Origin of the sequence: Rhodococcus sp. HNM0569 (assembly GCF_012726205.1) — a bacterium.
Lineage (GTDB): Bacteria > Actinomycetota > Actinomycetes > Mycobacteriales > Mycobacteriaceae > Rhodococcus_F.
Genome location: NZ_JAASAE010000002.1, coordinates 392,970 through 404,611, shown reverse-complemented (window position 1 = coordinate 404,611; position 11,642 = coordinate 392,970). Strand labels below are relative to the sequence as shown.

General features: G+C 68.9%; 9 protein-coding genes, 1 tRNA gene and 1 pseudogene. 6 read left to right on the top strand and 5 right to left on the bottom strand.

The features are described from left to right. Positions 1 to 6 precede the first annotated feature (6 nt). Positions 7 to 83: transfer RNA gene (locus HCA44_RS04240), tRNA-Met, on the bottom strand. 556 nt (positions 84 to 639) lie between these two features. Here HCA44_RS04240 and HCA44_RS04235 point away from each other — a divergent pair. After that, positions 640 to 996: pseudogene (locus HCA44_RS04235) on the top strand (transglycosylase family protein); the annotation flags it as partial. A 349-nt stretch (positions 997 to 1,345) separates the two neighbouring features. Continuing rightward, entirely contained in the window at positions 1,346 to 1,909 is a 564-nt protein-coding gene (locus HCA44_RS04230; protein ID WP_169647258.1) for a transglycosylase family protein, read from the top strand. A gap of 76 nt (positions 1,910 to 1,985) precedes the next feature. On the opposite strand, the gene HCA44_RS04225 is transcribed toward HCA44_RS04230, so the two are convergent. Beyond that, a complete protein-coding gene (locus tag HCA44_RS04225) occupies positions 1,986 to 4,952 on the bottom strand; it encodes a UPF0182 family protein (RefSeq protein WP_346764568.1) in 2,967 nt (988 codons plus the stop codon). A gap of 308 nt (positions 4,953 to 5,260) precedes the next feature. Between HCA44_RS04225 and HCA44_RS04220 the strand changes: the two genes are divergently transcribed. Further along, the gene (locus tag HCA44_RS04220; RefSeq protein ID WP_169647256.1) at positions 5,261 to 5,842 is read left to right on the top strand and encodes a PPA1309 family protein; all 582 of its coding nucleotides are present in this window, start codon (positions 5,261 to 5,263) and stop codon (positions 5,840 to 5,842) included. 19 nt (positions 5,843 to 5,861) lie between these two features. Here HCA44_RS04220 and HCA44_RS04215 read toward each other — a convergent pair whose 3' ends face one another. Further along, positions 5,862 to 6,884 (bottom strand): PDZ domain-containing protein, encoded by a 1,023-nt coding sequence (locus HCA44_RS04215; RefSeq protein WP_169647255.1) that lies wholly within the window; start codon positions 6,882 to 6,884, stop codon positions 5,862 to 5,864. Positions 6,885 to 7,001: 117 nt separating this feature from the next. On the opposite strand from HCA44_RS04215, the gene HCA44_RS04210 reads away from it, so the two are divergent. From HCA44_RS04210 to HCA44_RS04200, 3 genes are all read left to right on the top strand, one after another. Next, positions 7,002 to 8,459 carry a zinc-dependent metalloprotease gene (locus tag HCA44_RS04210; protein WP_169647254.1) on the top strand — a complete coding sequence of 486 codons (1,458 nt, stop codon included), beginning with the start codon at positions 7,002 to 7,004 and terminating at the stop codon, positions 8,457 to 8,459. Between the two features lie 124 nt (positions 8,460 to 8,583). Then, positions 8,584 to 9,435, top strand: a complete 852-nt coding sequence (locus HCA44_RS04205) for a hypothetical protein (RefSeq protein WP_169647253.1) — start codon at positions 8,584 to 8,586, stop codon at positions 9,433 to 9,435. Between the two features lie 113 nt (positions 9,436 to 9,548). After that, positions 9,549 to 10,874, top strand: a complete 1,326-nt coding sequence (locus tag HCA44_RS04200) for an AarF/UbiB family protein (RefSeq protein ID WP_169647252.1) — start codon at positions 9,549 to 9,551, stop codon at positions 10,872 to 10,874. Positions 10,875 to 10,944: 70 nt separating this feature from the next. Here the strand turns inward: HCA44_RS04200 and HCA44_RS04195 are convergent, their stop codons facing one another. Together HCA44_RS04195 and HCA44_RS04190 are read right to left on the bottom strand one after the other, a co-directional pair. Next, positions 10,945 to 11,265, bottom strand: coding sequence for a WhiB family transcriptional regulator (locus HCA44_RS04195; protein WP_169647251.1), 321 nt, complete (start codon positions 11,263 to 11,265; stop codon positions 10,945 to 10,947). A 166-nt stretch (positions 11,266 to 11,431) separates the two neighbouring features. Next, on the bottom strand, positions 11,432 to 11,578 hold the full coding sequence (locus HCA44_RS04190) for a hypothetical protein (protein ID WP_169647250.1): 147 nt from the start codon (positions 11,576 to 11,578) through the stop codon (positions 11,432 to 11,434). Positions 11,579 to 11,642: the final 64 nt, after the last annotated feature.

Here is an 11,642-nt window from a genome sequence, read left to right as displayed (position 1 = left end):
TCTCGTTGGTAGCGGGGACAGGATTTGAACCTGCGACCTCTGGGTTATGAGCCCAGCGAGCTACCGAGCTGCTCCACCCCGCGTTGCGACACCTACGTTACACGCGCTGTCACGCCACGAGCAAATCGCCCGTCCAACTCCGCGAACACGCGCGACACGAGCGTGCAGCCGTACCAGAATTACGGACATATCGGGCATCTAGCGAGTGACTCTCGTCACGAGTGGTACGGACGTGCAGTGCGTCTTCAGTCGTCCGTTTTTCGAATACACCTGGAAATACGCGCAATTCACGCTTGCTACTTGTACGGCCGTCGCAGATTCCGAAATCCGTGACCCGCTCGTGATGACCGCGTAGCTTGAATTGCGGCCCGGAAACGAGGGCCCACGCCGACCCGTCGCAGCTCACCTGCCCCCGCGGGATCGGAATCCCCACCACTCGAGGGGCAGGGGGCGAGACGGCTTTTCGCGCCGTCCGGCGGCCGCATCACAGTCTGTTCGATGCGGACCATTCCACAAAGAGAAATCCACCGGCGCACCCGTGTCCGGTGGGTTCGGAATCCATGCATCCGAAGGCGGTACGCCCGGATCCATGCATGCCAGGACGACACTCGCCTGCACAGCGGAGAGGAATCCCACTGCATGACCACTCTGAATACGACCACCCCCCGTATCCGACGCACTTTCGTGAAGCGCGCACTCGGCACCGCCGCCATCGCAGGCGCCGTCGTCGCCGTGCCACTCGGCGTCGGCACCGGCACGGCCTCGGCCGCGTCCGGCGACTGGGATGCGGTTGCTCAGTGCGAGAGCGGCGGCGACTGGTCCACCAACACCGGCAACGGCTACTACGGCGGCCTGCAGTTCTCGCAGAGCACCTGGGAGGCCAACGGCGGCAGCGGAAGCGCCGCCGACGCAAGCCGTGAAGAGCAGATCCAGGTCGCCGAGAGCGTTCTCGCGACGCAGGGCGCGGGCGCATGGCCCGTGTGCGGTCAGTACCTCTGACACGGCGTGTCGGCGTGAGTCGCAACACAACACGTGCAGCCGACCGGACCCGCCCGGAAGGCGCGTTCCGGTCGGCTGACGTGCGCGAATGCCGCCGACCTGGGCCTGTACACAGGGCCCCGAGCTGAACAGCGGCGGCGTGACCTTTTCGTGACCTTTGGCTAGCGTCGGCGACGGCCCGAAACCACCGGGCACGGACCGGCCCGCCGCTGCTGTCACTGCCCCGCGGTCCGGTTCTCCCGAACCTTCGAGGGGCAGCGACATGACGGAGCACGCGCAGCACGTCGGGGACTGCCGCCGCGACCGTCGAACACCGTCGAGCAAGCGCGGAGAGGATTCACCCCGTATGACGAATCGCAAGATCGCCAAGCGCGTACTCGGAACTGCCGCCGTTGCAGGCGCGGCCCTCGCCCTCCCCCTCGGCGTGGGCGTCGGCACCGCATCGGCCGCCTCCCACAACTGGGACGGCGTCGCGCAGTGCGAGAGCGGTGGCAACTGGTCCACCAACACCGGCAACGGCTACTACGGCGGCCTGCAGTTCTCGCAGAGCACCTGGGAGGCCAACGGCGGCTCGGGCAACGCCTCGAACGCCAGCAAGGAAGAGCAGATCCGCGTCGCCGAGAACGTCCTCGCGACGCAGGGTGTCGGTGCATGGCCGGTGTGCGGTCAGTACCTGTCGGCCGCCGAGCCGACCCCGGCCCCGGCGCCCGCGCCCGAGCCGGCCCCGGTCGTCGACGCGCAGGCACAGCTGCCCGCCGAGGTCCAGCCGCACGTCGACGCCGCTCTCGACGCGGCGCGGGAAGCCGCGGCAGCACCCGAGGTGCAGCAGGCCGTGTCCGCCGCGGGCGCGGTGGCCGAGGCCAACGGCTACTCCAACGAGTTCCAGCAGGTCAGCAGCTACCTTCGCTGACCGGGCGACCACCGACAAGACGGATCCCCCGCGGCCCAGGCCGCGGGGGATCCGTCTTGTGTCGGGCCGCTCGCTCTTACCTGGGCAACGACTGGTACGCCTCGACGGCGCGCTGCACCCGGTCGAGCGCCTGGCCGTAGGCCGTGAAGTCGCCGCCCTGCTGTGCCGACCGCAACGCCGCGAGAGCGTTGTCGAGCTCGGTGACGGCCGCGGCCACATCGCCGCTCGGCGGTGCCGTGGGTGTGGGCGTGGCGGGCTGCTGCGTCGTCGGTTCGCTCGGCTGCGTCTCCGGGGTCGCCTCGCCCGAACCGGGTTCGGTGGCCGCCGTGCCCGTCCCTGCGCCGAACACCTGATCGAGCGCCTCGGCGAGCGTGGGCGCGTATCCGACGCGGATGTTGTTGCCCGGTGGCGGCTCGCGATAGCTCACGAGCACCCTGGACAGCTGCGGGAACGTCGACGTGTTCTGCGCGGTCGACTTCCGCTCGGTGTACATCGGTTCGACGTACAGGATGCCGCCGTCCGCGATGGGCAGCGTGAGCAGGTTGCCGTACTGGATCTTGTTCGACTGCTCGATCAGCGTCCGTTCCTGCGCGACGCGCGTGTCCGAGATCATCGCATTCTGCGCCTGCTGCGGGCCCTGGGTCTGGGTGTCTGCGGGCAACCGCAACACCCGGAACTTGCCGTAGTTCTCCGGATCGGACGCGACCGACACGTACGCCGACAGGAACTCACGGTTGAAGCCGACCATCGCGCTCGTGAGATTGAACGAGGGCTGACCCGTGTCCGGGTCTCCGACCGACACATAGTACGGCGGCTGGTTCGCCGACGTGTCGACCGTCGGGTCACTCGGCACCGACCAGAACGCGTTGTTGGTGAAGAACTCACGCGGATCGTCCACGTGGTACTTCGCCAGCATCTCGCGCTGGACCTTGAACAGGTCTTCCGGGTAACGGAAATGGTCGCGCAGGCTCTGCGAGATCTCGCTCTCCGGCTTCACGACGTCGGGGAAGACACCCATCCAGGCATCGAGCACCGGATCGTTGTCGTCGACCTGGTACAGATCGACCGTGCCGTCGTACGCGTCGACCGTCGCCTTGACCGAGTTGCGGATGTACGAGACCTCCTTGCGCGGCAGGAGGCGGCCCGTCGTCTGGTCGATGCTGTCCTCGAGCAACCCGTCGAGCGAGCTGCGCTGCGCGTACGGGTAGTTCTCGAGCGTGGTGTACGCATCGACGATCCACTTGACGCGGCCGTCGACCACGGCGGGATACGCATTGCCGTCGGCGGTGAGCCACGGCGCGACCTTCGTGACGCGGTCGCGCGGATCACGGTCGAAGATGAGCTTCGACTCGTCGCCGATCGCGCCCGAGAACAGGATGTTGCGCTCGGTGTACTTCGCGGCGAAGGCCAGCCGGTTGAACCAGTTGCCGATCGGGACACCGCCCGCACCGGTGTAGGTGTACTTCGACGAGTCGGTGTCGTACTCGCGGGGGCCTTCGTCTCCGCCGCCGCCCACGATCGCGTAGTCGGCGTCGGTGTTCGCGATGACCTCGCCGTAGTAGATGCGGGGCTGCTCCACCGGGATCGTCTGGTTGCCGGCCTCCTGCGAGGCGATGTCGCTGACCTTGTAGACGGGGTAACCGCTGTTGCTGTTGGTGGCTGCCTCGGGCGAGTCGGCCGGTGCGGCGTTCACCTGGTTGGCGGGCGCGGCGACGAAACCGTTGCCGTGCGTGTACACGGTGTGTCGGTTGATCCAGTCGGTCTGGTTGCCGGTGAGGCTCTGCGACGACAGTTCGCGCGCCGCGACGACGTAGTCCTGCTTCGACCCGTCGATGTCGTAACGGTCGATGTCGAGCGACGGCGGGAAGCCGTAGAAGTTCTTGAGCTGCTGCTGCTGCGTGAATGTCGGCGAGAGCAGGTTCGGATCGAGCAGGCGCGTGTTCTCGATCGTGGTGACGTCCGACGGCACCTCGCGCGGGGCTCGCGTGCCGTAACCGGGATAGTCCTCGTACGTGACGGTGTCGTCGGTGATGCCGTACGCGTCGCGGGTGGCCGCGATGTTGCGCTCGATGTACTCGCTCTCCTTGTCCGCGGCGTTCGGGCGCACCGAGAACTGCTCGACGACGAGCGGCCACACGGCCCCGACGAGCACCGAGGACAGTACGAGCAGCGCGGTCGCCATGGCGGGAATCCGCAGGTCGCGTAGGAAGATCGCGGCGAAGAACGCCGCGGCGCAGATCAACGCGATGGCGAGCAGGATGAGCTTCGCCGGGAGCACGGCATTGCTGTCGGTGTACGACATGCCGGTGAAGGTGGGTTCCTTGCGGCTGCTCGACAGCAGAGAGTACCGGTCGAGCCAGTACGCGACGGCCTTGAGCAGCACGAACGTGCCGGCAAGGACGGCGAGCTGGATACGCGCGGCGTTGCTGAGGCTGCCGCCGCGCCCGCCGAGGCGGATGCCGCCGAACACGTAGTGCGTGACGAGGCTCGCGAAGAACGCGACGACGACGGCAACGAACAGCCAGTTGAGCACGAACCGGTAGAACGGCAGGTCGAACGCGTAGAACCCGACGTCGAGACCGAACTGAGGATCGGTGACGCCGAAGGCACCGCCCGAGAAGAACAGACGCGTGGTGGCCCAGCTGGACTGCGCGACCAGACCGGACAGGATGCCGATGATCGCAGGGATGCCGATGCCGAAGAGCTTGAGCCGGCCCATGACCGCGGTGCGATAGCGCGACACCGGGTCGTTCGGCCCTGCCGTCGGCACGAACACCGGCCGGAAGCGGTACGCGAGCAGGAGCGCGAGCCACACGATGAGCGCGACGACGACACCGACCACGACGAACAACACGATGCGCGTGACGAGGACCGTGGTGAAGACGCTGCGGAAGTCGACTTCGCCGAACCACAGCCAGTCGGTGTACGCGGTGATCAGCCGCGGCCCCAACAGCAGCAGTACCGCGAGGACGAGGGCCGCGATCAGCAGCACCCGGCTTCGTCGGGACAACGACGGTAGACCTGAAGGGGGCCGCATGCCCACGTGCCACGCTCCATCGACTCGGCGGCGCCCGGAAGCACCGCGGACCTCACTCACCGGCCCGGCCGCCCTCACCCGAGGGTGACCGTTTCGCCCCACTCTACGGAACGCCGCACGGTCGTCCCGAAAGTGTTCCGCAAGTCTGTCACTACCTGGGCTTTCAGGCCGATTCGCGCGAGTCGGCCGTTGCACACGAACGGTACCAACCGCGCAAACCGGACAGGCGAGCCACCCAGGCCGCCGGACGAGGCCCCCGGACGGGCAGCCGATGCGGTGCGGGTGGGCACATCGCGGCGGCGGGGTACGGGACAATGGTCCGCGTGACCGAAGCACTACGCGACCCCGAGGCCGCCCTGTCCCGATGCATCCGCGAGATCGTCGACTTCGTCGACGCCGAGGGATGGGACCGTCCGCCCGCGATGTTCGCGCTGGTGCGCACCGCGGAGCTCGCTGCCGCCGAACCGGACCTGCTCGATCAGCTGGAGGACGGCGCCGAGGTCACCCCGCTGGAGCAGCCGCCGCTGCCCGAGGACATCGACGGCGGTTCACCCGCACTCGACGAGTTCCTCGCGACCACCAGCTGGCCCGAGTCCGTCGCCGGGTGTGCGCTCGTGCAGGAGATCGTGATCCTGCCGCCGGGCGCCGAGAACGAGATCGGCGACGTGACCGGCGAGGCGGCGCGGGAGTCGGCGTTCGCGCACCCCGAGCACAAGCGGGCACGTTTGTTCGCGGGCGTCCTGCGCGACGGCCCGTCGCTCGCGCTGCTGCAACTCGAACCCGACGAGGACGCCGACCCGTACGCCGAGGTCGAGCTGCTCACGCACGACGAACTGGCGCCCGACCTCGTCCACGCGCTGTACGCGACTCTCGACGCGGAGCCGGACGACGACTGAGCGGTCGCGCAGGCGGCGATCAGCACACGGGCGCGGGCTCGCCCCGGTCGATCGCACCGAGCGCGTCGACGGCGGTGGCGAGGGTGTCGACCTTGACGAGCCGCAGCCCGTCGGGCGCACCCTGCTTCGCCTCGTCGCAGTTGCGGGCGGGCACCAGGAACGTCTCGGCTCCTGCTTCGTCCGCGGCGACGATCTTGTGCTGGATGCCGCCGATGGGGCCGACTGTGCCGTCGGACGTGATCGTGCCCGTGCCCGCGACGAACGCTCCCCCGTTGAGCTCGCCCGGAGTGAGCTTGTCGATCACGGCCAGAGTGAACATCAGGCCCGCCGACGGGCCGCCGATGTCGGCGAGATTGAAGTCGATCGTGAACGGCACGTCGGCCTGCTCGACGGGAGTGACACCCAGGTACCCCTTGCCGGGGTCGTCCGGACGTGCGCCGAGAACCACGGTGGCGGTCTGCTCCGTGCCGTCCCGTACGAAGGTGACCGGCACCGCCGCGCCCGCGCCCTTGGCCGCGACGATCTCCTGCACGCCCGCGACGGTGTCGACGGGTACGCCGTCGACGGTGAGCAGCCGGTCGTTCTCGCGCAGGATCCCGTTCGACGGACCGTCCTGCGCCACCGAACCGACCTCGACGACGACGGGCTGCCCGAGATAGCGCATCGCGGCCACCTCGGCGGTGCTCTCCGACTGCTGGAAGTCGGCGGTGTTCTCCTCTTGGATCTCGTCGCGCGAGCGGTCGGGGGGGTACACCTCCGAGCGCGGTACGAGCCCCTGCCTGCCGCTGAGCCACAGTCCGAGCGCCTCGAACACGTTGAGCCCGTCGCGCACCGCGACCGTGGTCATGTTGAGGTGGCCGGTCGTGGGGTCGACCTCGGTGCCTTCGATGTCGACCACGGGAGTGCCGTCGACCTCTCCCAGAGTGTCGAAGGTGGGTCCGGGCCCGAGGGCCACGAACGGCACCTGGACCACCGACCCGACGACGGCCAGCACGACGACCGGCACCAGGGCAGCGAGCAACGTCACGATCCGGCGATTCACGGTGCCCAGCCTAGAACCTGTCTCGTCACGCGCGGCGCGACGGCGGAGTCCGCGTGTTCACGCACAGCGTGACGCCGGAACTGCAGCGATGCCGATCAGCCTTGTACCGTGGGAAACATGACGAATCTGCCGTTCGGCTTTTCCAACTCCGACGACGATCCCGACCGAGATCGCGACAAGAACAGTCGCGGCGACCAGGGCGGGTTCGGCTTCGGCCAGGGGGACTTCGGCGCCGGCGGCTTCGATCCTGCCGCACTCGGCCAGATGCTGAGCCAGTTCGGTCAGATGCTCAGTGGCATGGGGGGTGCGATGTCGTCCGGCGAGCAGTCGGGCCCCGTCAACTACGACATCGCGAAGAAGATCGCACGCCAGCAGATCGGCCGGTCGGCGCCAGTCACGCAGGGCAGCACACAGGCGGTCGCCGAGGCCGCGCGGCTCGCCGAACTGTGGCTCGACGCCGCCACCGTGCTGCCGGCCGGGGCTACCCGCACGCAGGCGTGGTCGCCGGAGGACTGGCTCGACAACACGATCGACACGTGGAAGCGCCTGTGCGATCCGGTGGCCGAGAAGGTGTCGGGCATGTGGGTCGAAGGCCTGCCACCCGAGGCGAAGCAGATGGCGGGCCCGATGCTCGGCATGATGAGCCAGATGGGCGGCCTCGCCTTCGGTTCGCAGCTCGGCCAGGCACTCGGCCAGTTGTCCAAGGAAGTACTCACGTCCACCGATGTGGGTCTGCCTCTCGGACCCGCGGGGACCGCAGCGCTGCTGCCCGCCGCGGTGTCCGAGTTCAGCAAGGGGCTCGAGCAGCCCGATCGCGAGGTCATGGTGTTCCTCGCGGCGCGCGAGGTGGCGCACCAGCGGCTCTACAGCCACGTTCCGTGGCTGCGTCAGCGCCTGCTCGCGACGGTCGAGGAGTACGCACGCGGCATCACGATGGACTTCTCCGCGATCGAGGATCTCGCGAAGAACCTCGATCCGAGCGCGCTGTCCGATCCGTCGCAGCTCGAGAGCATTTTGCAGCAGGGCGCGTTCGAACCGCAGACGACACCCGAGCAGAAGCAGGCCCTCGAACGGCTCGAAACCCTCCTCGCGCTCGTCGAAGGCTGGGTCGAGATCGTCGTCGCCGACGCACTCGGCGACCGGCTGCCGGGAGTCGCGGCGCTCACCGAGACGCTGCGCCGTCGCCGCGCGACGGGCGGCCCCGCCGAGCAGACCTTCGCGACCCTGGTCGGCCTCGAGTTGCGCCCGCGCAAGCTGCGCGAAGCCGCCACACTGTGGCGCACGCTCACCGACAGCGCGGGCGTCGATGCCCGCGACGGTGTATGGGCCCACCCGGATCTGCTGCCCGACTCGAACGATCTCGACGCCCCCGCGTCGTTCGTCGACCGTGTGCACGGCGGCGACGTCGGCACGTTCGACGATCCGATCCGCCAACTCGAGGAGACCGAGGCCCGCGAACGCGCGGAGCGCGAGGCCCGCGACAAGGGCGACGTCGGCACGAACGACGGCACGGGCAGCGACGACAACGGGAGCGACGGGGACGGCAACCCGGACAGCGGGTCGACCAGGGAGTGATCGGGCCGGCGCGATCCGCACTTTCTCGATGTGCGGACGTACTCGCAGGTGAAAGCGTTATCGCCCTGTGGAAAACCGGCTCGCGCGGCACTCTCGTCAGCGCGCCGTACGGCACAGTCGGCACATGCGAACCCACCCTGCCGCGCCTGCCCTCGACCCGCGGCTCACGCTGCTGTCACGGCCGGACGGCCGCGTCCAGATCGGCTGGGATCCCGAACGCGCCGTCGTCGTGTCGCCGCCGCCGGGCATCGACGGCGAATCCGTTCTCGCCGTCCTCGAACTGATCGACGGGCGGCGCTCGCGGCCCCAGTTGCTGTGGGATGCGCGCCGTCTGGGCTTCGATCCGGTGCTCGCGCGCGACCTGTTCGACACTCTCGCCCGCGCCGGATTGCTGCGTGGCGCCGACCCTGTGGCCCGCGCGGGCACCGTCCGCATCCACGGGCGCGGCCCGCTGGGCGACGCGCTCGAGCGCGGACTCGACGGCACGGCTGCGCACGTCACCCGCTCGTCGTACTACCCGCCGGACGGCGACGTGCGCCGCTGGGGCGCCGTGTGTGTCGTGCTCACCGACGATCTCGTCGTCGAACCTCGTCTCGTCGAAGACCTCGTCCGGGCAGGCGTGGTGCACCTGCACGTGCGTATCCGCGACGGACACGGAGTCGTGGGCCCGCTGGTGCTTCCCGGGCGCACGAGTTGTCTGCGGTGCGCCGACCTCGTGCGGGCCGACCTCGACTCGGACTGGCCGCATCTCGCGGCACAGCTGCTGGGCCGCACGGGATACGCACGTCCGGCGACGATCCTCGCGACTGCCGCGTTCGCGCTCGAGCAGGTCGACGCGGTGCTGCACCCGTACACGACGAGACCGCCGTGCACGCTCGACGCGACCGTCGAGGTCGACACCACCTCGGGTCGCACCTCGACGCGGCACTGGCCGTTGCAGCCCGACTGCACGTGCCGCCATCTGGCGCCACTGTGAAACACCCGACGGCACCCCGCACGAGCGGTCTGAACAGGGGCGATACGGTCCGCTACCGCAGCCGCGCGAATACGTCGTAGGCGAATCGGCGATGCGTCCGCCATGATGGAGGCGTGTCCGACATCCCCCGCAAGAGCTCAGCCCGCACCGCGAAACTTGCAAGCATTCCGTTGGGGATCGCAGGGCGCGCGGCGGTCGGTCTGGGCAGACGTATCGCAGGCGGCGACCGCGCACAGATCGAAGCGGAGATGAGCGCGCGCGCAGCCGAACAGTTGTTCGCCGTGCTCGGCGAGCTCAAAGGCGGCGCGATGAAGCTGGGCCAGGCGCTCAGCGTCATGGAGGCCGCGATCCCGGAAGAGTTCGCTGAGCCCTACCGCGAGTCGCTCAGCAAGCTGCAGGCCGCGGCTCCGCCGATGCCGGTGAAGGACGTCCACCGAGTGCTCGACCGTCAACTCGGCACCCGCTGGCGCGAGCGATTCCGCGAGTTCGACGACGAACCGACCGCCTCGGCGAGCATCGGGCAGGTGCATCGTGCCGTGTGGTCGGACGGTCGCGAGGTCGCGGTCAAGGTGCAGTATCCCGGCGCCGACGCGGCCCTGCGGGCCGACCTGCGCACGTTGAGCCGGTTCAGCGGCCTGTTCTCGACCATCGTGCCGGGCATGGACGTGCGGCCGGTGATCGACGAGTTCAATTCGCGCACGGAGGAAGAGCTCGACTACCGCATCGAGGCGGACAATCAGCGCCGGTTCGCCGAGGTGTATCGCGACGACCCGAAGTTCGCGGTGCCTCGGGTCGTTGCGAGTTCACCCAAAGTGGTGGTGACCGAGTGGATGTCCGCCACCAAGCTGTCCCGGATCATCACCGACGGCACGCGAGAGCAACGCAACGCCGCGGGGACGCGCCTCGCCGAGTTCCATTTCGAGTCGCCCGCACGGGTGGGGCTGCTGCACGCCGATCCGCACCCCGGCAATTTCATGCTGTCGGACGACGGCAGGCTCGGCATCATCGACTTCGGTGCGAGCGCACCGTTTCCGGACGGGCTACCGCCGGTCCTCGGCCGGATGGTGCGTCTCGCGGTCCAAGAGGATTTCGACGATCTCACACAGTTGTTGCGGGACAACAAGTTCGTACTGCCCGGCAAGGCGGTCACACACGAGGAGATCGCCGACTACCTCCGCCCGTTCACCGACCCGATCCACAGCGAGTCGTTCCATTTCACGCGCGACTGGCTGCAGGAGGCGGCGGGCACGGCCACCGACTTCACCAGCCCCCAGTTCCGCACCGGCCGTTCGCTGAACCTGCCGCCGGAGTACCTGATGATCTTCCGGGTGCTGCTCGGTTCGGTCGGCATCTGCGCGCAACTCGACGCGTACGCGCCGTACATGGCGATCCTCACCGAGTGGCTGCCCGGATTCGCCGACGCAGGCACCGGTCGCTAGACGCGGTCGGTGGCACTCCCCGTCCGGGAATACCACCGACCGGCCGTCGGGAGCGCCACCGAGCACGACGTCACGCGCACGCGGCTGCGGGCGTCTTGCGGGGCCTGCCCCGCGGACGCTTGCGCGCGACCACGACACCCTGCTCGAGGATCTCGCCGCCCCACACGCCCCACGGTTCCCGCCGGTCGAGAGCGGCGGCGAGACATCGGGCACGGATCGGGCACGACGCGCACAGCGACTTCGCCTCTTCGAGGTCCGCGGGAGATTCGGCGAACCACAGATCCGGATCGAGCCGCCGACACGGCAGGTCGCCGCGCGTGGACACGAGTTGGATGTATCCGGTTGCGCCGGCGGATGTTTCGATGCCCCCTCGGCATGTCCGTGCTGACATGTCGTCCTCCGTTCTCGGTGCGAGACCGCGGCCGAGGTGACCACGATGCTCGCGCTTTTCGTATCGATTCGTCTTCTCGCGCGAACCGGGCCGAGTTCCGGGGACGGAACGATAAAGGCCACGGTCCGCGCCTGCGGGTCCGTGGCCTGGGGGAAACTCCGGGGAGCTACCGGTATCGAAATCGGTGGCTCGTGAGCACGGACTCGGTGGGTGCTGCGGCTCGTTCGGCTGCCGCGCGCGCCGCGGGGGCGGCCGCGGCGAGGATCGCGACAGGCCACGCTGCGCCTGCTGCTGCGTAGTTCCGGATCTTCATTGCTCAGCCACCTCCTCACCGTTGCTCGTGAACTTCCGAGCGCCTCTCCTGAGAGAGACGCTCG

Excerpts from the sequence above, each read along its gene's own strand:
- HCA44_RS04230 (WP_169647258.1), top strand. The coding sequence starts at position 1,346 with ATGACGAATCGCAAGATCGCCAAGCGCGTACTCGGAACTGCCGCCGTT.
- HCA44_RS04220 (WP_169647256.1), top strand. The coding sequence starts at position 5,261 with ATGGTCCGCGTGACCGAAGCACTACGCGACCCCGAGGCCGCCCTGTCC.
- HCA44_RS04210 (WP_169647254.1), top strand. The coding sequence starts at position 7,002 with ATGACGAATCTGCCGTTCGGCTTTTCCAACTCCGACGACGATCCCGAC.
- HCA44_RS04205 (WP_169647253.1), top strand. The coding sequence starts at position 8,584 with ATGCGAACCCACCCTGCCGCGCCTGCCCTCGACCCGCGGCTCACGCTG.
- HCA44_RS04195 (WP_169647251.1), bottom strand. The coding sequence starts at position 11,265 with ATGTCAGCACGGACATGCCGAGGGGGCATCGAAACATCCGCCGGCGCA.
- HCA44_RS04190 (WP_169647250.1), bottom strand. The coding sequence starts at position 11,578 with ATGAAGATCCGGAACTACGCAGCAGCAGGCGCAGCGTGGCCTGTCGCG.